At 38.6% G+C, this 20145-nt stretch carries 14 protein-coding genes; 5 read left to right on the forward strand and 9 right to left on the reverse strand.

Translation table 11 applies throughout. The annotated features are described in order from the left end of the window. Window positions 1-49 precede the first annotated feature (49 nt). On the reverse strand, window positions 50-259 hold the full coding sequence (locus QNI15_RS27635; protein WP_313991640.1) for a hypothetical protein: 210 nt from the start codon (window positions 257-259) through the stop codon (window positions 50-52). Window positions 260-703: 444 nt separating this feature from the next. Between QNI15_RS27635 and QNI15_RS27640 the strand changes: the two genes are divergently transcribed. From QNI15_RS27640 to fumC, 3 genes are all read left to right on the forward strand, one after another. Continuing rightward, window positions 704-1258: a YcxB family protein gene (locus QNI15_RS27640; RefSeq protein WP_313980897.1), complete on the forward strand. Its 555-nt coding sequence runs from the start codon at window positions 704-706 to the stop codon at window positions 1256-1258. Window positions 1259-1413: 155 nt separating this feature from the next. Beyond that, entirely contained in the window at window positions 1414-1830 is a 417-nt protein-coding gene (locus QNI15_RS27645) for an Imm51 family immunity protein (RefSeq protein WP_313991637.1), read from the forward strand. A gap of 67 nt (window positions 1831-1897) precedes the next feature. Beyond that, a complete protein-coding gene (fumC, locus tag QNI15_RS27650; protein ID WP_313991634.1) occupies window positions 1898-3295 on the forward strand; it encodes a class II fumarate hydratase in 1398 nt (465 codons plus the stop codon). Window positions 3296-3370: 75 nt separating this feature from the next. On the opposite strand, the gene QNI15_RS27655 is transcribed toward fumC, so the two are convergent. The 8 genes from QNI15_RS27655 to QNI15_RS27690 all read right to left on the reverse strand — a co-directional run bounded on the left by QNI15_RS27655 (window position 3371) and on the right by QNI15_RS27690 (window position 11199). Then, a complete protein-coding gene (locus QNI15_RS27655) occupies window positions 3371-4225 on the reverse strand; it encodes a hypothetical protein (protein WP_313991632.1) in 855 nt (284 codons plus the stop codon). An 18-nt stretch (window positions 4226-4243) separates the two neighbouring features. Next, on the reverse strand, window positions 4244-5101 hold the full coding sequence (locus QNI15_RS27660; protein ID WP_313991629.1) for a hypothetical protein: 858 nt from the start codon (window positions 5099-5101) through the stop codon (window positions 4244-4246). A 79-nt stretch (window positions 5102-5180) separates the two neighbouring features. Beyond that, window positions 5181-5723, reverse strand: a complete 543-nt coding sequence (locus tag QNI15_RS27665) for an RNA polymerase sigma factor (RefSeq protein WP_313980889.1) — start codon at window positions 5721-5723, stop codon at window positions 5181-5183. 179 nt (window positions 5724-5902) lie between these two features. Next, complete coding sequence (locus QNI15_RS27670; RefSeq protein WP_314034868.1) at window positions 5903-6817, reverse strand: hypothetical protein; 915 nt, start codon at window positions 6815-6817, stop codon at window positions 5903-5905. Between the two features lie 173 nt (window positions 6818-6990). After that, the gene (locus QNI15_RS27675; protein WP_314034870.1) at window positions 6991-7785 is read right to left on the reverse strand and encodes an alpha/beta hydrolase; all 795 of its coding nucleotides are present in this window, start codon (window positions 7783-7785) and stop codon (window positions 6991-6993) included. Between the two features lie 55 nt (window positions 7786-7840). After that, complete coding sequence (locus QNI15_RS27680; protein ID WP_314034872.1) at window positions 7841-10153, reverse strand: peptidylprolyl isomerase; 2313 nt, start codon at window positions 10151-10153, stop codon at window positions 7841-7843. A 202-nt stretch (window positions 10154-10355) separates the two neighbouring features. After that, a complete protein-coding gene (locus QNI15_RS27685; RefSeq protein ID WP_313991620.1) occupies window positions 10356-10811 on the reverse strand; it encodes an ATP-binding protein in 456 nt (151 codons plus the stop codon). A gap of 43 nt (window positions 10812-10854) precedes the next feature. Continuing rightward, complete coding sequence (locus tag QNI15_RS27690; protein ID WP_313991618.1) at window positions 10855-11199, reverse strand: STAS domain-containing protein; 345 nt, start codon at window positions 11197-11199, stop codon at window positions 10855-10857. An 803-nt stretch (window positions 11200-12002) separates the two neighbouring features. Here QNI15_RS27690 and bioB point away from each other — a divergent pair. Together bioB and QNI15_RS27700 are read left to right on the forward strand one after the other, a co-directional pair. Beyond that, the gene (gene bioB, locus QNI15_RS27695) at window positions 12003-12977 is read left to right on the forward strand and encodes a biotin synthase BioB (protein WP_313991614.1); all 975 of its coding nucleotides are present in this window, start codon (window positions 12003-12005) and stop codon (window positions 12975-12977) included. A gap of 952 nt (window positions 12978-13929) precedes the next feature. Next, the gene (locus QNI15_RS27700) at window positions 13930-20127 is read left to right on the forward strand and encodes an alpha-2-macroglobulin family protein (protein WP_314034875.1); all 6198 of its coding nucleotides are present in this window, start codon (window positions 13930-13932) and stop codon (window positions 20125-20127) included. Window positions 20128-20145 lie beyond the last annotated feature (18 nt).

Consider the following 20145-nt stretch of genomic DNA (forward strand, 5'->3'; position numbering starts at 1 on the left):
CGATGCATGGCATCGGCTCCGATATATACCTCTATATGTAATTAGTCTTTTATTTACGTCCAGTTGTATCTGTTTTCTGAACAGGGGCTTTACGTGTGTTAGTGCTATCTCTTCTTTCTTTCTTCTCCATCTTTTTATCTTTTTTATTGCCGGAAGGAGTTGTTTGAGAAGGCGTAGTTTGAGAAGGTGTTGTTTGGGCAAATCCGCTAAAAGTTACACCTACTGCAATAATTACAGCTAAAATCCAATTCTTTTTCATGAGTTGCAAGGTTTTGTAGTCTAAAAATTAAACAATATAAAATAGCTGATTGCAAGTATTTGACTATCAGTATATTATATTCTACGATACTACTCCTGTAAGGTTTCTCTACTTGGATATTTTTTCTATGGTATCCTATCTGTATACATGCTTAATTTGCTGATTATCAAGGCTTTGTCTGCTGAAAAAATATTTAAAATTCTTCTCTGTCAACGGTTTTATTTATATAATTACTTATCTACCTTTGTATTCCTGATTGGGGAAAAGTGTAGAAACTATTTTAATTCATACTATTTCATAGTGAAGACATATAAAGTATACATTTTTTTATCATTCTTGTCATTATACAATTTTAGATAAAAAGGCAAAATCACCATATACGCATCTAATAATCAACCAATTAAAAAATACACTATATTGCATATTTATTAATTTTTACCATATATGGCACGTAATCCGAATCAGTTTTTCCGTAATCCAATGATGCAACAGCAGGCTGTACCTGTACCTGGCGCGAAGACGAAAAAGTATCAGATGGATAAAAAAGTATATGTACGGCTTGGAATGACACATCTCCTTAAAACTCAGTGGTACTGGGTGTTTGTGCCTGTTGGAATTATTGTTTTAAACATTATTCTCAATGTAACAAAGGTGTATACCAACTGGTGGATCTATCTTATTGCGTTTCTGGTAGCATTGGGTTATGTTTTGTTCTGGGCCATTCAATTTACTGGCATCTCTCAGCTTGAACAATACAAAGTGATGTTTGATAAATTTTCTTATGACATCAATACCAAGCAGATCAATGCCATGATTAATGCCAAAGAAGGAATGCAGATTGGCTGGGATATGGTAAAAGATGTTTACAAAGAGAAAGATGCCTATACACTGGTATTATCCCGTGGACAATTTATCCATCTTCCTTTTAATATCTTTAACTCAGATAACGATCTCAAATTTTTTGAACGCATACTCCGACAAAAAAATCTGATCAAATAAAAAACAAAGCCCCGCAATACCAGATCTGTTGCGGGGCTTTGTTTTTGGGAAACTTTTTTCGATTAACCTTTTATAAAATCTGGTTTAAAGGCATTAAAAGTTAATTTGCTTTGTACATTTGCGCTATCAGACCTAGTTAATCACTAAGTAAATTTATGAGAAATGTTCATGATGAAGGATGGGATGACAGTGAACTTTATCCTCCATTTAGTTTGACATTTATCAAGGCAGAAATTATGGCCAATAATGAACCTTGCTATGGAGTAGATACCAGTTATGATTTAGATGGAGAGTATGAAGATCAAATTAAAATTCTGGAGAATGCAGGTCTGGATGTGTCAGGATATACATGGGAGGTATTGATTGCTAACTATATAGAAAGGAAAGATCCAGCTTTTCTGGAAGATGTAAACTTTGATTCAGAAGGCTCTACTTTTGCGTGTAGTGTCAACTCGGAGGAAAAGCAAACACAGGTAGTCCGCTTAATCTATGACTTACTGAATGATACTCTAACATTACAGGAACTGGCAACGGCTATTTCTGAAAGCCCGGACTTTAACTGGCTTAAATAGTTTGGGGACTATTATTTTACAAAGAGATTATTTTTTGATCGTTTTACTCAATTTATTCTTTTGATTCATGGATTATAGAATTGAAAAAGATACGATGGGAGAAGTAAAAGTACCTTCCCACGTATATTGGGGTGCACAAACCCAACGTTCCATTGAAAATTTCAAAATAGCTCAGGATATTAATAAGATGCCTCGTGAGATTATCCAGGCATTTGCGTATCTGAAAAAGGCAGCGGCATTGACAAACCTGGATGCAGGTGTACTACCAAAAGAAAAATGTGATCTGATCGGTAAAGCATGTGATGAAGTGCTGGCAGGTAAATTAGATGACCAGTTTCCATTGGTTGTATGGCAGACTGGTTCTGGTACACAATCTAACATGAACGTAAATGAGGTTGTTGCGTATCGGGCTCACGTTATCAATGGAGGAAACCTTACAGATGAGAAGAAAGCACTGCATCCCAATGATGATGTCAATAAATCCCAGTCCTCTAATGATACATTTCCAACTGCAATGCACATTGCAGCCTACAAAATGTTGATTGAAGTAACTATCCCCGGTATAGAGAAACTTCGCAATACGCTAGCTGCCAAAGCGCAAAAATTCATGAAAGTAGTAAAGATCGGACGTACTCACTTCATGGATGCAACACCTCTGACATTGGGACAGGAATTTTCAGGTTATGTATCTCAGCTGGACCATGGGTTGAAAGCTATTAAAAATACATTGGCACACTTATCAGAACTGGCATTGGGTGGTACTGCTGTTGGTACAGGGATCAATACTCCTCCAAATTATTCAGAGAATGTAGCCAAACATATTGCAAGCCTTACAGGTCTTCCATTTATTACTGCTGAAAATAAATTTGAAGCACTGGCAGCTCATGATGCAATTGTAGAGGCTCATGGCGCATTGAAAACAGTGGCTGTAAGTCTGATGAAGATCGGTAATGACATCCGTATGTTGTCATCAGGTCCACGTGCAGGGATAGGTGAGATCTTTATTCCTGATAATGAACCGGGTTCTTCTATCATGCCAGGTAAAGTAAATCCAACACAGTGTGAAGCGATGACAATGGTTGCTGCTCAGGTATTAGGTAATGATGTTGCGATCAATATTGGCGGATCTAATGGTCACTTTGAACTGAACGTGTTCAAACCTGTTATGATCTATAACTTCCTGCATTCAGCCCGTTTGATTGGAGATGTATGTGTATCCTTTAACGATAAGTGTGCAGAAGGAATTGAGCCACTGGAAGCCAACATTCGCAAGCACGTAGAAAGCTCACTAATGCTTGTAACTGCCCTCAATACAAAAATTGGTTACTACAAAGCTGCTGAGATTGCCCAAACTGCTCACAAAGAAGGCAAAACGCTGAAAGAGACGGCATTAAAACTTGGCTATCTGACTGAAGCAGAATTTGATGAATGGGTAAAACCTGAAGATATGGTAGGTAAGATCTAATTCGTTTACATAAAAATACCCCGAGAGTTTATCTGTTGGGGTATTTTTAATAATTCAACCGTTATTGTACTTGTATCAGTGGTCCCGAAACTGCTGGCGTCGTCCTCCCATATTGTCAATACGTTCCCTACGCTGTTCCCGCCACTCCCGGATAATCTTTCTTCGAAAGTCGATCTCTCCTTTATAAAACATAGCTACCTGACGACTATTGACTATTTTCAGAAACTTATCTACCTGACGTCTCATACTATCAACCTCTTTCTGCCGAAGTTCAATGAGTTGTTTCAATACACTTTTTATTTCTTCTTCACTGGAGCTCGAACTAATACTGTTTCGTACTTGTGATGCAAGCTGTTGACTCTGCTCTTTCTCTTTTTCAAACTCATTGTATACCGGCCAGAATTGTTTCGCTTGTTCAGCAGTTAACTTCATCTTATTTGTCAGAAAAGCAACTCGTTCACTTTCAAGGGATTCTCCATTTTTTCCAGATCCTTTTACTACTCTGTCCCATATGGCCTTCTGAAATTCAAACTCAACCTTATACAAGTCAGCAGTTTGACGTGAGGTTATCACCTTTGTAAACTTATTTAGATATTCTCTTTCAATAGATACATCTTTTTGCCTTACCTCTATCATTTGTTTTAATGCAGCTTTCAATTCATCATCAGAAGCAATCTGAAGCCTATCTTTCAGTTTATTCAGAGATCGAATATTGTCTTTTCTTTCTTTATCAAACTCGTCATATACTGCCCAGAAAGGAGAAGACTGCTCTGTTGTCAGGTTTAGCCGACGAGTAATCAATGCTACTTTAGCAGATTGTACCCTATCCTCTCCTGTATCTTCGTCCTGAGCTAATACTACAGTTATATTACTTATCATTAACAACAGCACATGTATCCATGTCCTCATCTTCTGCTTTCTAAATATCATGTTCGTTAAAAATAATTATTATTCTATACCTTCGGCAGCATTCAATATATCTTCATCACTTATATCTATTGGATCTACTATCTCACTATCTGTATGTTTGGTTGAGATAGCAGGCATTTGAGTAGTTGTCAATCGGGTATCCTGTTTTTCAAGATAATGTAGTATTTCTTCATCTGTCAGATTGCAAAGTAATTCTGTACATTCCTGAGAAGAAGAAGTGGTCGACGAATAAAACCAGTATCCTGTCATCAATAAAAGCACAGAGGCGGCTGCTACAGTTGTATATCTTACCCATGAAGGAATCAATCGTATGGATTTTGTTTTCTCACTAGTCGATTCTTCAATCACATCATCTTCGTCCAGCTGAATATTCAGCTTCTCAAAATAGTTGTCAGGTATCTGGAATATGTTCTGTTTAGGTATACTTGCCAATATCCCTGATTCAGCATTATCCAGTTCCTCAAAATCCAATGGTTTACTTGTTTCTGAAGAAGCCAGTCGTGTAATGATACGATTTGATAGTGTCTCAAAATAGTTTTCAGGCACTATATGTTCATGTTTATTTTCCAGTTCTGATTCAAAACCATCCAATGCAGATAACTTCAGTTTAATTGGAGAATTGCTTTGGTTGAGTATTTTGCTCTGAATTTTTTGGTAAAGATTTTCAAAATAATCGGGCGGTGTAATAAAAATGTGATCTATGGTTATTTCCTCTATAGCACTATATTCCAACAATGGTTTATCGTTGTTCAACGCAGTATTGCTTGCCTCTGCCAAACGTTTCTGAATTGCAGAAGGCAATGAGGCAAAGTATTGTTCCGGTATTTGAAAAATATTTTCCCTGGTTAGGTTTTGCAGATTAATTTTTGATTCCATCACTCACAGGCGGTTACATCTATTTTTATGGTATAAGCAGCAGATTTCTACAACTTTGACTTGTTCTTTTTATAAAAGTTTAATTCGAAATCAGATATTCTTCTATTTTTTTCACAGCCAGATGATAAGACGCTTTTAATGCACCTTCGGATGTTCCGGTAATCTCAGAGATTTCCTGATAGGTAAGTTCATCATAGTACTTCATATTAAATACAAGCCTCTGTTTATCGGGTAAACGTAACAACGCTTTCTGTAATTTGATTTGTATCTCGTCTCCTGATATCAGTACCCCTTCGTCCAGTTTCTGACTTAGCTCATTAGCAACAACATCATCAATAGAGGTCAGAGAAGCCCGTTTCTTCTTGCTTAGAAAGTTGAGACACTCATTGCTGGCAATACGATATAACCAGGTATACAGCTGAGCCTCTGCCCGAAACTCACCAAGGTTATGCCAAACTTTAATAAAGACCTCCTGTGTTAAATCATCTGCATCATCATGATCTATGACCATCTTCCGTATGTGCCAATAGATTTTTTGCTGGTACTTTTTTACTAACGCATTAAATGCAGCAGTTCGCGTTTCCGCAATCCGGAACTGCTCTAGAATCTGTTTGTCTTCCAAAGCGTAGAGAAGTTAAAAACAAAAGTAATCACTAAGATCTGTTACTATTTGTAGTGAGTTGCCAAGCAGTTAGATAAGAAATAAAGGCAAACGTTTAATCCCGATTAAAAATTAGTATAAAAACAAAAGCGTGTCTTATTACTAAAACACGCTCTTTGTTATATAGATATATATTTTGCTTATTTCACAATATCAGCACGAATAGCTTCTACCTTTTTGGTAATCTCTGTTAATGTCTTATCTGTTACTGCAAAGTTTCCTGCATTGCTTTTCAGGCTTTCTTCGAATTTTAGTGCCTCAAACTGTCCATACAGATCATTTAGCTTTTGAGTATAAGCCACAACTGCTTCATCTTGCTTTACACTCTTAAGAATTGTAATCAAGTCTGCCAGTGATTGTTTCTGTTTGATAATATCAAGAATCAACTGAGTCAATACACCATTACGTACATCCGCAGGAACATCTTTTGGATATTTCTTAATCAATCCTGTTGAAATGTATAAGCCTTCTACAAAACTACCAGTAACAACCAGAGCACCAGTAGCATCACGCTGATTGTCTGCAAGGTATTTGCGAACATATAGCATAGACTCATCTACAATCTTAACCAGAGAATCTTCTGTAGCCAGGTTGCTCTGAAAACGTTTCTGCATAGCTTCTCCAAATGCATTGCTTAATCCAAGATGGTCAGAAAGTTTCTGTGCCCCTTTCAGATAAGTCAAGACATCCTGTGTTTTTTTGTATACGCTCAGGTAGCCGATATCAGTTGCATAAGCACCCAGATTCAATGCAGCTTTATCATTGGTAGTAGTGTAACTTGCCACTTTACTGGATGGATTAATCAAAGACTGATTAAAATCAGCGCCAGTCAATTGGATTGTAGCAGGAATATCGCTGGTTTTAGGAAGTGCACTCAGAATAGGAGATGTAGCAGTAGGTTCAACGGCTGTAGTATCTTCTGTCATGGTTGCTGCAGTATCTACTGCTGTAGTCTCATCTGCTTTTTTCTCACCTCCGCAGGAATTCAAAAGAAGTACACCACTTAAAGCAAGCAAAAAAAGAGAGGTCTCACGTACGTAATTTTTTAGGAACATAAATCAATGTGGTTTGGTGATTAGGTATACACTGCAAAACGTCATCGAAAAAAAGATTTTTTAGTTGATTTTGCAAGCAGTCAAAAGAAATTATATGAAAAAAGATAAAAACCGATAGATTTATAAACCCATGCTTGTATACTTGTCTATTTTAACTTATACCCACTTTATTTTCATAATAAAAACAAAGTCAGTGCTTTCTCATATTCATAAAACTGTCCCAGATCATTATGATGCCCTCCTTGCACTGTAATAAACCGATCCTCTTTTTTCAATAGTTTTTTCAATTGCCAGCCAAACTGATAAGGAATAACCTCATCCTGAGTTCCATGAAAAATACAGATAGGGCAGCGTACCTTGTCAATAAAGGTATAGGTCAGAAGGGGATATCGTAACAATAATCGAATGGGAAGCCATGGAAACCGATCCTGAGCAACAGCTCGCATACTATAATAAGGACTTTCCAGAATCAGTTTTTCCGGAGAATTTTGAGAGGCTACAAATGTAGCGATGCCTGTACCCAGTGATCTTCCAAAAACGATTATCTCTTCTTCTGTATAGGCTTTCTTTAGATATTCGTATATATATTGTGCATCCTTATATATATTTTGTTCGCTTACCACACCTCGGCTCTTTCCATATTCCCTATAATCAACCATCAGTACATCATATTTAAACCGACTTAGGTATTCTCCTTCTGCTCCCCAACTTTGCAGCGAACCAGCATTGCCATGAAAATACAGAATTACACCTTTGGGATCAGGATGTTTGAATAGTAAGGCATTAATTGTAGTACTGGAATCTGGATGAAGATTAATTTCTTCAAACGAAGTTAAAAAACTGAATTTATGGTCAGAAGATAATTTCTCAGGGTAGAATAATAACTTTTCCTGTAGGAAAAACAGAATGACACATACAAGCAAATACAGAAACCCAAGAAAAAGGATAGTATGGAGTATAAACTTCATTTTAATGAATGCAAATGGTTGGTATACAAAAAATCCCGCCGGGGCGGGACTTTACTTATTTTCTGTTCTTCAAGGCTTCAATTTCTGTATCTACCAGTTTTATCGGGAATTTCTGGCGAAGACTATTCAGCCAGTCTTTTTCAAGATAACTCTGGTAATCTGAAATCAGTTGACCACGTGCTTCTTCAAATGTTTTAACCCGAGGTTCCTCTACACTTACGATCTCTATATATACAACACGTCCATTATTATTGATTGTATATGTACCAGGTTTCCAGGTAATCTGATCAAGTACTGCATTATCTCCTTTTTGGAAGATACCTTCCGTAATTTCGATGCTCAATGGCTTTTTCGCATTCAGCTGTCTTTCCAGAACACTCTTATCATTGCTCACCATCGCAAATGCTACACGCGAATTGCGTTTAGCATCAGTACGAGACGCTGGAGTAGAAGAGCCAAAATCGCGAATAATCAATTGTGTGATATCTGCGCCGTGTTCTGTCAGATAGGTGCTTACTGCCTGATTACGGGCCGCTGATGTCCCAGCTTTTTCGCTCTTATCTGCGTGTCCGGAAATTTCCACTATGAGTGCTTTGTCCAGATTCAACGTTTGAATAATCTGATCAAGCTGTTCTTTTTGTTGAGGGGTCAATGTAGTTACATTCTTTGCAAAAGACAATGCCGGATACTTTGGATTGGTCACCGCAAAAGGTCGGCTAGCCAGTTTGGATTTTAGTTCTGTAAGTACACTGTTATCTGCTGCATTATAAATAGTCCCTATTACCCGTTGCTTCCACTGATAATTAGTCTTGTTGGCTTCATAATATCGCTTTTGTCCGATTGTATCAGATAATGATTTAGACCATACCTCTGACTCCATCCGTTGAAACAGCAGGATCCCATCATGGTACTCTTTTAAAAGATATTTGAAATCAGGATACTTCTCTTCCAGATGTTGCTTTTCATATTTGATAAGAGACTCATTGACAAACTCTGTATAAAGCAATTGCATCTGATAAACTGGTGTCAGTTTCTCACGAGGCTGTTGATTGGCTTTTACATAGTTAAAAAATTCTTTAACTGTGTATTTCTGATTTTTGATTGTAAATAACGTCAGACCCAAGTTTTTATCCGTCTCATTGTATTTCCATACAGCTCTCTTTAGTGAGTCTGTAGCCTGAGCAAAAGCAATTTTCCGGACATCTGCATTCTCAACCAGTTTATCTTCTTTACGCAATCGGTCTAAAAGTAGTTTACGATTGAGTTCTGAACGGGAATCTTTCGTTACCTTTTGGCGTAAGGTTGGTTCCAGTTGGGTAAAAGTTTCCAGATTCTTCTTCTCAATTAACTTCAGAATATGCCAGCCATAAGGTGTTTGTATAGGTTGACTGATATCACCTTTATTATTTAGTGCAAAGGCAACATTTTCAAATTCAGGAAGTGTACTACCTGTACTGAATGGTGCTAATACACCACCTTTGTTACGTGAGTTGCCATCTTCTGAGAAATCAGCACATAATTTATCCCAGCTTTCGCCTTTTTGAATACGACTGTAGATCTCGTCTATCTTCTGCTTTGCAGCTTTGGCATCAGCTTCCGGAGCATCCGGATTGATACGTACCATAATATGTGCTACGGTTACTTTTCCGCGACTAGGACGACGATCTGCTATTTTCAGCAGGTGATAGCCGAACTTAGTACGTACAGGTTGTGAAATAGAACCTACCGGAGTCTGATAGGCAGCTTTCTCAAAAGGATACACCATCTGCAAAGCAGTAAAGTATCCCAGATCACCACCATTTGTTTGTACAGAAGGATCTTGGGAACTTTGTCGTGCCAGTTCATTAAAGTCCTGGCCATTGAGTGCCTTTTGTCTGATTTCCAGAATCTGGTTATATATTTTTGCTGTATCTTCAGGAGGAGCTTCAGGAGATACAGAAAGCAGAATATGTGAAGCCCGGATTTCTTCTTTCATGTGCTCATAGGCTTCTCGTATTAGCGTACGTGTTACACTGCTGTCAACCAAGTAAGGCTCTCCCAATTGTTCACGGTAGCCGGAAAGCTCTTGTTTAAATGAACCTAGTGTATCGAGTCCCATGCTTTCAGCTTCCTGAACTTTTAACCTGAAGTTGAGATACAGATCCAGGTATTCTGCAATACTTTTTACCTGATTGGTAGTATCTGCAATACCGCCATTTTTATCATATACATATAAAAACTCTGAACGATACACTGGCGTCTGGCCAAGGTAGGCAATAACAGGGTCTGCTGGATTGGTAGTAGTGTTTTGAGTAGCCGATTTATTGGTCTTACATCCCCAATACAAAACCAGGGCCACTACAATCATTATTCGGTGAAAAATTCGCATACGTAAAGTTTCGTAAAAACAGAACGCAATTTTAACGATTTTTTAAAGTAAATAGTCTGTCCCTCAGAAAATAAAGAGATAGTTGTAAGTTTTCTGTGTTTTTTACTTACCAAACATACAACTGGTAATCACACATACAAACCAGAAAATAAAAATCCAGAGCAATAACTCTGGATCAGCAAAAAACAATAGTTTATCCTGATTATGAATTAAATACAGGGCGTGGAGATTCTTTAGTCAAACGCCATATACTTTGTGTACCATGACGTTCTACTTCTACTTTATCAACCAGACATTTAACAAGCATCAAGCCAACTCCTCCATTTTTTCCTTCCCGTACAATCTGGTGAATATCCGGATTTTTATGGGCTGAAAAGTCATAGAACATACTGTCCTGATCAATAATCTCACAAATTACGGTTTCAAGAGTAACTTTCAACCAAATTTCGATTACATCATTAGGATCTGACTGATGGGAGTGAACAATCAGATTAGCACAGATTTCATCTACAGCCAATACAACTGCAGGAATCTCATTTTCAGAAAAATTCTCGTCACGCAGTACAGATGCTACAAAATCCCGCACTGATTTCAGATTCCTCCGGTCACACGAAAACTGATAGTGGTAATTCATCTCACTTACATATTGATTTGACATCCTATGCAGGCTTTGTAATTAGTAAATATTTTGTCATCCAATATTACAAACTTGCATTTAACAATTGTATGGCTTCGTCCTCTGAAGCTGTAATGGAAAGGAGCTGGTCCAGGCCTAGTATCTGAAATACCCGCAGAACTTTCTCGTTCAGGCCGAAAAGAATCATTTGTATTCCTTTTTCTTCAAATTCCTGTACATGTGACATGAAAACACCTAACCCCGCAGAAGAAATATAATTCAAGGATTGTCCGTCAATTAGTATTTTCTTCTTTCCCTGCGCAACTACCGATTCAATTGATTCATCCAGCAAAATGGAAGAACTTGCATCCAACTCTCCATCTACTACCAGAATGGTCAGGTCTTCTTTATCTAAACTATTAATTTTCATAAATTAGCTTACTCGTACTCAATACGTGCAATATGATGTGTATGTTACGCGCATGTAATAATTTTATTTTATTCAACTGATTTACAGCGAGGTAATTAAAAAAAGGCAGATATGAAAATAATAAGATATATACCTCACGTAAGATTTGATGCAGATATGCGCTTTTTATTCAGGCAAAATGCATATTTTTTCTTCCTGGGGCAAATTATTCTTCTTGTTTAACAAAAAGAGTGAACTATCTTCCGGTTACCACCTGTGAGAACATAAAAATAAAATATGCTTTTTCCATGATTAAAAACTGGACTAGAATAACTACAGACCTAAATCGCCTCATTAACAAGCACATATATCCTCCAAAAGAATATAACAGAAATTCCATTTATTTTAAGTCAACTTAACTATATGCTACCCGAAATAGATAAGGTTATTTATTTTTAGAAAATGTATAAATCAGACTCTCACAGCTTTTCTTAGAAAGTAGACAAGAATTGTATAAGAATGGGATATTAACTTTAATTGTTTATGTAGTCTGTTGACTTCCCATTCTAAGGTATACGCCTATTAGAAAGTATATTTACTCATCAATAACCTTAGGAAACTCTATTTGAATAACCTTAGGAAACTCTATTTGCGATTCCTTCGTTTCCATCCAAAACACAGAAACCTTATCAAGGGTAGATTTTTTGTTGTACTTTTATCGTAATTTTGCCTCGCTAAGATAATATACGTCTTGCGTTCTTTCTGAATAAGGGATGATTTGCCAACGTTAAACTTCAAACCAAGAACCCAGAACTTAATTAATTATGATTCGTAACGACTGGACCCGCGAAGAAATCGCTGAAATTTTCAACTCTCCTATATTAGATTTGATTTATCGTGCAGGCACTGTACATCGTCAGCACCACGACCCACAGGAAGTGCAAGTTTGTACTTTACTTTCAGTGAAAACAGGTGGTTGTCCGGAAGACTGTGCCTATTGTCCACAAGCCGCACGCTATCAGACTAATGTAAAAGTGCATAGATTGCTGGAGGTAGAGGAAGTGCTGGAAACAGCCCAGCGAGCCAAAGACAATGGCAGTACTCGTTTTTGTATGGGAGCTGCCTGGCGGGAAGTACGTGACAACAAAGACTTTGACAAAGTACTGGATATGGTCAAAGGTGTAAACCAAATGGGTATGGAAGTATGCTGTACATTGGGTATGCTGACACCTGATCAGGCAATGAAACTGAAAGATGCAGGTTTGTATGCTTATAACCATAACCTGGATACGAGTGAGGAGTTCTACAACGAAATCATCACTACCCGTAATTACGACGATCGCCTGGAAACAATTGAACATGTACGTAAGTCTGGTATCTCTGTATGTGCGGGTGGTATCATTGGATTAGGAGAAACTGAAAACGATCGTATTGGCATGTTGCATGTACTGTCGACCCTTCCTGAACATCCTGAGTCTGTGCCTGTGAATGCATTAGTCCCTGTAGAAGGTACTCCACTGGAAGATCAAGAACGTGTTTCTGTATGGGAAATGGTACGAATGATTGCTACTGCACGTATTATTATGCCACGTGCAATGGTGCGTTTATCCGCAGGTCGTATACGTATGAATACAGAAGAGCAGGCACTATGCTTTCTGGCAGGAGCTAACTCTATTTTTGCCGGAGATAAACTGCTGACAACTCCAAACCCAGAAGTAGATGCAGATAAAATGTTGTTCCAGACATTAAATCTGAAACCTCGTAAGTCATTCAAAGAAGAAGCTGTGGCAGCTTGTTAGTAAATTCTCTTCTAGTAATACAGAAAAAGCCTTTTTGTTTCTGAACAAAAAGGCTTTTTCTGTAAACGGGTGTCATGTTGCAGGGATATTAGTACCCTGAAAAAGATTGAAACAGGAGCTATCTCCAATTTAAAGAGCAGTAAATCAATCTCCATGAATACGCTTAGTTCAATGCAAAATGATTTTTAGAAAGGACAAGGTAGTCAGTTCGACCAGCAGAGTGCTTTCTCTTTATTCACTGCAATTTTATTTTTGCGCATAGTTCACGGCACGGTTCCTGTTTGAGCCTGTCTCGGTTGCCTGGTCATGAAAACAGGATTTGATCATAATTCACGGCAAATTTTGTTTTGCTATGAATTCACGGCAAGAGACCTCGTGTGCCTAACTCACGGCAAAAACTTTTTTGACCGGAACTCAGGTCTTTTTTTATTTTAACTGGAGTTCAGGTTGTTCAGAGAGTCAACCGGAAATCCACTTGTTCACAGGTTTCAACCTGTATGCAGGTAATTTTTAAAAGCAACCTGACTACAAGTTATTTTTGAATCTAACCTGGATGCCAGTTGTTTGTTGTGTCGATCCGTTTTTAGGTTAATGGCTCATGTGTAATCTCGTTAATCGGATTTCAGTTTAGTGACGACTTGTTTGTCGGTTGTCTGAATCATGGGTAGCACGGATTCGAAGATTTTTACAGATTAATAAAAGCGCCTACTTGATTTTTTGAAGTGACAATCCGTTCATAGACAATCTATTTGAATGTAAGGACAGGTTAGCTCTATCTGGTTGCAAACCTTACAGGCAATTCTTTTATGGAATCAAAAATAATTTTGAATCTAATAGTAGAGTCTGTATGTTAACGATTGCCTTACGAGGGCAACTAACTTGTATAATACTCATACAGAACTAAACTCCTCCATAAAATAACACCCATTCAGTTACCAAACCTTTACAAGGTATGTTGTACAAAAACCTTATTATTACACTTATACCAGCTTTGTTTACATTTTTTGCGTACGCACAAAACAAAACCTCTATGCCCAACTATGATTATTCAGGTGCCTGGAAACAGGTACAACAATTTGAAGACAAAGGATTACCCGAATCAGCTTTGAAAGTAGTAAATGAGATTTATCAGAAGGCCAAAACTGAGAAAAACTCTGCACAACTTGTCAAGGCTGTTATTCACCAATTTAAGTTTGCCGATTACAAAGAAGAGAATGCATTTGTTAAGAATATCAATGAATTACGAACGCAGATTTCCTCTGCTGACTTTCCGGTAAAGCCTGTATTACATTCCATGCTGGCAGAGATGTACTGGAATTATTACACCAATAACCGCTGGAGATTTCGTAATCGAAGTGAGACAGTAAACTTTAACAATGAGGATATTGAAACATGGGGTCTGGATAAACTTATACAGGAGACTTTTCATGAACACCAACTGGCTTTACAAAATGCTGAGGAATCAAAGAAGTTAAAAATAGATGTATATCAGGAAGTTTTGCATAGCGGAAACACCGAAGGGAGAGTAGTACGTCCTACACTTTATGACTTTCTGGCACATCGGGCTTTGGGTTTTTATACCAGTGAGGAAGTTGAAATTACCAAACCTGCTTATTCCTTTACAATCAGTTCTGGAGACTATCTGAAAGATGCACAGTCTTTCGCCAATCTTCAGCTGGCATCACAGGATACACTTTCTCAGAAATTCCATGCTTTACAGATCTACCAGGAACTAATTCGGTTTCATTTGAAGGATGCAGATCCGGATGCGTTGGTTACATTAGATATAGAAAGGTTGTCTTTTGTGAAACAACATCTGACATTGACCACCAAAAATGAATTGTATCTGGCTGCCTTACAAAGTCTGGAAGAAAAAACAATTAAAAATCCTGTTTCGACTCGTGTCACTCATGCTATTGCTCAGATATGGGTAGAAAAAGGTGGTCAGTATAAACCTTTACAGTCTGATGAGCATAAATTTGATTTGAAGAAGGCTTATGAGATTTGTGATCAGGCAAAGAAACGTTTTCCTCAATCGGATGGCGCTGCTTTATGTCATAATCTACAAATCTCTCTGGAGCAGAAATCGCTAGCTGCGAAAGTAGAGAAGGTTAACTTACCCAATCTGCCTTTTCGCACATTAGTTACTTACCGCAATGTAACAGAGGTACACTGGCGTCTCGTAAAAGTGAATCGTGAAGAAGTGCATGCGCAACGAATGAAGTGGCGTAATAACTATAATGTAGATCAGGAGCAAAAGTTTCTGGAGTGGTCTACGGCCAAACCAGCTCTGAAAACAGGCAAATACACATTATCAGATGACAAAGAGTACCAACCTCATAGTACGGAAATAAAACTGGATGGTCTTGCAGAAGGCGAATATATGGTTTTGCTAAGTAATACTCCAGATTTTAAAACTACTAAAAATGGCTTGGCTTATGCTTTCACTACGATCTCTTCACTTAGTTATATACACCGCAATCTGGATGAAGGTAGTACAGAATTTTTTGTATTGCATCGTCAGACCGGTGAGCCTATGGCTGGTATACAGGCTCAGGTATTTGTACAAAAATATAGTTCCAAGCTACAGGATTATGTATACAACAAAGAGAATGTATATGTGACAGATGCCAAAGGAAGATTTGTGGTTCCCTATCGCAATGCCAAAAGCTATGACGACCGTAACTTCTTTGTTGAGTTTAGTACTCAGAAAGATAAACTAAGCATGCGGGATATTGATGATGAAGGTTACTATGGAACTCATCTGTATCAGTATCCGCATGGCAAAGCAGAAACACATACAAATGCTATCCTGTTTCTGGATCGGGCTATTTATCGTCCTGGACAAACCTTGTATTACAAAGGTTTGGTACACAACACAGATGGGAGGACTTCCACGATTCTTCCTAACTATACTACAACTGTTACTTTCCATGATGTAAACCATCAGGTTGTAGCTACACAAACGGTAACTACCAATGAGTATGGAACCTTTAGCGGAACATTTACTACTCCTTCCAAAGGATTGATGGGGCAAATGTACCTGAATGTATCGGGAATAGGCATTGTTTACTTCTCTGTAGAAGAATACAAACGCCCTAAGTTTGAAGTAAAATTCAATCCGGTGAAAGGGTCATTCCGTTTGGGGGAAACAATTCAAACAGAAGGAACTGCTCAGGCATATTCAGGGGCCAATATCGATGGCGCACAGGTTGCCTATCGGGTTGTACGTACTGCACGATTCCCTATTTGGTGGTGGTACTGGAGAGGGTATTATCCCACTTCTCCTGAAATGGAGATTACTCATGGTGTAACTCAAACAGATGCTACAGGCAAGTTTCAGGTTTCCTTTACTGCCATTCCGGATGAGTCTGTTGACAAATCATCTGATCCTACATTTGATTATAAAGTATATGCAGATGTGACAGATATTAATGGTGAAACTCACAGCTCCCAGATGGTGGTAAGTATAGGATACAAGGCATTGGTAGTAGGAGTAGATGCACCAGATATAGACAAAGCAGATGCAAAGGCATTGGAAAAGAAATGGACTATCCGGACAACAAACCTGTCTGGTGAGTTTGAAGCAGCAAAGGGTTCGATTAAAATCTGGAAGTTAAAAAATCCTTCCCGTGCTTTCCGCGAACGTCTTTGGGAACGCCCTGACAAACATGTTTTCTCTCAGGAAGAATATTATAAGTTATTTCCTCAGGATTTGTATGCTGAAGAGTCAAATTTTTATAAATGGGAGAAAGAGAAGGAAGTGCTGTCTGTTGATTTCAATACCAGTGAAGCAAAAGAGTTTACCGTAAACAATTTGAAGAGCTGGAGTTTGGGCAAATACCAACTGGAAATTACTTCTACTGATAAATACGGACAAGCAGTAAAGGAAACCTCCTATTTTACTGTAATGGACTCCGATGGAAAAACATTAGCTTATCCAACTATGTTTGAAATATCCAGTCTGAAGGCTACAGCGGAGCCAGGTGAAAAGGCTACACTGTTGGTTGGTACAGCTACAGACAAAGCAAAGATGTTGTATGAAGTAGAACAGGACGGTAAGATTCTTTCACAGGAATGGATAACACTCAAAAATGAACAACATCGGTTTGAAATACCTGTAAAAGAGGAGTATCGTGGTAATATTATGGTTCATTATAGTTTTGTCCGGGATGGCAGGTTGTATACAGAGAATACCACCATTGTAGTGCCTTATACCAACAAACAACTGGAGATTCAATTTGAAACCTTCCGTGACAAACTTCAACCTGGACAACAGGAACAATGGAAGTTAAAACTTGCTGGCAAACAAGCGGATAAAGTAATGGCTGAAATGGTGGCTACGCTATATGATGCATCACTGGATGTATTCCGTCCACATGGTTGGTATGCCAGTTTCTACAATGCTGTGTCTGGTCGGTTAGGCTGGCAAAGTCAGAATGGATTTGAAGAAGACGATTTCAGAAGTTTTCAGAAAGAGTGGAGCCGTTCAGATTATCGGAGCTACTCCGGACCGTCTTATGATAACCTGAACTGGTTTGGCTATTATTTTGGTGGAGGAGGTAGATTGTATAGAAGCAAAGGTATAATGGCAGATATGAAAATGGAAAGTGCAAAGCCTGGCGCACCCATGGTAAAGCAAAAAAAATCTGCCATGAAGGAAGAAGAATCAGTTGATCTGGGAATGGCAGAAGCGGCACCTGCGGTAGTTGCGGATTCTGATGCTAAAAATTCTTCGCGTAAACAAGATAGTGTAAAAGGAGGAATTGAAACCAATGAAGTAGATATGTCCAATGTTAAGGTTCGGACAAACTTTAGTGAAACGGCTTTCTTCTATCCTCACTTATTGACAAATGATAAAGGTGAGATTAGTATCAACTTCACCATTCCGGAAGCATTAACCCGCTGGAAGATGCTGGGTTTTGCCCATACAAAAGAGTTGCAGTCCGGTAGTGTGGTTAAGGAACTGGTTACCCAGAAAGACTTGATGGTAGTTCCTAATCAGCCTCGTTTTTTCCGGGAAGGTGACAAGATGCAGTTTGCTGTAAAGATTACCAGTCTATCTGATAAAGATCTGAATGGGCAAGCCCAACTGGAGTTTTTTGATGCTCTTACCATGCAGCCTGTTACTTTGCTGACTAGTAAAACAGAGAGTCAGAAGAGTTTTTCGCTGAAAGCCAAACAAAGCACTATTTTGGATTGGAGTATTGCCATACCTGAAGGTATTCAGGCTATTTCATATAAAGTAGTTGCCAAAGCTGGCGATTTTTCAGATGGAGAATCTATGGTGTTACCTGTAGTAACCAACCGCATGCTGGTTACAGAAACAATGCCTTTGCCAATCCGAGGCAAGCAAACCAAAGAATTCAAGCTGGAAAAACTGGTAAACAATAACTCTAAAACACTGAAAAGTCATCGGTTTACATTAGAGTTTACTTCCAATCCCGCATGGTATGCTGTACAAGCACTACCTTATCTGATGGAGTATCCGTATGAATGTGTAGAACAGACCTTCTCCCGTTTTTACGCCAACAGCATGGCTTCGCATATTGCTAACTCTAATCCAAAAATCAAACGTGTATTTGATACCTGGAAGAACTATCAGCCAGATGCGTTGCTTTCAAACCTGGAAAAAAATCAGGAACTAAAGTCAGCGCTGTTGGAAGAAACTCCCTGGGTACTCAATGCCAAAGACGAAAGCCAGCGTAAGCGGAATGTAGCTTTGTTGTTTGATCTTAACCGTATGGCAGATGAGCAGGAGCGTGCACTGGATAAAGTACAGAAGGCACAGCTTTCCAGTGGTGGTTTTTCCTGGTTTCCCGGTTTTCCTGAAGACCGCTATATGACACAGCACATTGTGTCAGGCTTGGGACATCTGGATGCCTTGGGTGTAAAATCAGTACGTGAAGACAATCGTACCTGGCAGATGACTCAGAAGGCAATAGGTTTCCTCGATAGTAAAATGCATAACGACTATGAATATCTGAAAGCGGAAGCTAAAAAAGGTCGTATCAAACTAGAAGAGAAACACATTGGATACTTTGAATACCATTATTTGTATACACGAAGTTACTTCAAAGACGTAGAAGTAAATAGTACATACAAAGAGGCTTTCAATTATTATCTGGGACAGGCTAAGAAATACTGGCTGAACAATAATACCTATATGGAAGGCATGGTAGCACTGGCACTGCATCGCTTTAACGACAAGACAGTTCCTGCTGCTATTATCAAGTCGCTGAATGAGCGGGCTTTGAAGTCTGAAGAGATGGGAATGTACTGGAAAAATGAATATGGTTACTACTGGTATCAGGCTCCAATCGAAACTCAGGCATTACTGATTGAAGTATACGATGAAGTTGCCAATGATCAAAAAGCTGTAGATGAGTTGAAGGTTTGGTTACTGAAGCAAAAGCAGACACAAGACTGGAAGACGACCAAAGCCACTTCGGAAGCTTGTTATGCTCTGTTGCGTAGAGGAAGTGATGCACTGGCAGACGATCGTTTGGTAGAAGTAAGTGTAGGCAAAGAGAAAATAGATCCACTGAAACAGGATGCTACAAAAGTGGAAGCAGGTACAGGGTACTTCAAAATGGCCTGGACTGGGAGCGAAATTACACCAGAGATGGGTAAGATTACAGTTTCTAAGCCAACAGATGGAGTTGCCTGGGGAGCCGTGTACTGGCAGTACTTTGAGCAATTAGATAAAATTACCCCTGCTGAAACTCCATTGAAACTAAAAAAACAACTCTTTTTACAAACGAATACAGACCGTGGACCTGTTATTTCCCCTATTACAGAAGGAACAGAGCTCAAAGTAGGAGATCTGGTGAAAGTACGTATAGAATTAAGAACTGATCGTACAATGGAGTATGTGCATCTGAAAGATATGCGTGCTGCCGGATTTGAACCTGTAGAAACTATTTCCCGAAGTAAATACCAGGATGGATTGTGGTATTATGAAAGCCCAAGAGATTTGGCTACCAATTTCTTTATGGGATATCTACCTAAGGGAACATACGTATTTGAATATGCACTACGTGTTTCTCAGAAAGGAGATTTCTCAAATGGAATAAGCACTATTCAGTGTATGTACGCACCCGAATTTAGCAGTCACTCAGAAGGTGTGCGGGTGAAGATTGCGAAATAGAACCAAGAGTCTGTATTA

This window comes from Xanthocytophaga flava (genome assembly GCF_030068545.1).
Taxonomy (GTDB): Bacteria; Bacteroidota; Bacteroidia; order Cytophagales; family 172606-1; genus Xanthocytophaga; species Xanthocytophaga flava.

Coding starts and splice junctions, on each gene's coding strand:
- QNI15_RS27645 (WP_313991637.1), top strand. CDS start 1,414: ATGAGAAATGTTCATGATGAAGGATGGGATGACAGTGAACTTTATCCT.
- QNI15_RS27675 (WP_314034870.1), bottom strand. CDS start 7,785: ATGAAGTTTATACTCCATACTATCCTTTTTCTTGGGTTTCTGTATTTG.
- QNI15_RS27700 (WP_314034875.1), top strand. CDS start 13,930: ATGTTGTACAAAAACCTTATTATTACACTTATACCAGCTTTGTTTACA.
- QNI15_RS27685 (WP_313991620.1), bottom strand. CDS start 10,811: ATGTCAAATCAATATGTAAGTGAGATGAATTACCACTATCAGTTTTCG.
- QNI15_RS27635 (WP_313991640.1), bottom strand. CDS start 259: ATGAAAAAGAATTGGATTTTAGCTGTAATTATTGCAGTAGGTGTAACT.
- QNI15_RS27680 (WP_314034872.1), bottom strand. CDS start 10,153: ATGCGAATTTTTCACCGAATAATGATTGTAGTGGCCCTGGTTTTGTAT.
- fumC (WP_313991634.1), top strand. CDS start 1,898: ATGGATTATAGAATTGAAAAAGATACGATGGGAGAAGTAAAAGTACCT.
- QNI15_RS27655 (WP_313991632.1), bottom strand. CDS start 4,225: ATGATATTTAGAAAGCAGAAGATGAGGACATGGATACATGTGCTGTTG.
- QNI15_RS27660 (WP_313991629.1), bottom strand. CDS start 5,101: ATGGAATCAAAAATTAATCTGCAAAACCTAACCAGGGAAAATATTTTT.
- QNI15_RS27640 (WP_313980897.1), top strand. CDS start 704: ATGGCACGTAATCCGAATCAGTTTTTCCGTAATCCAATGATGCAACAG.
- bioB (WP_313991614.1), top strand. CDS start 12,003: ATGATTCGTAACGACTGGACCCGCGAAGAAATCGCTGAAATTTTCAAC.
- QNI15_RS27670 (WP_314034868.1), bottom strand. CDS start 6,817: ATGTTCCTAAAAAATTACGTACGTGAGACCTCTCTTTTTTTGCTTGCT.
- QNI15_RS27690 (WP_313991618.1), bottom strand. CDS start 11,199: ATGAAAATTAATAGTTTAGATAAAGAAGACCTGACCATTCTGGTAGTA.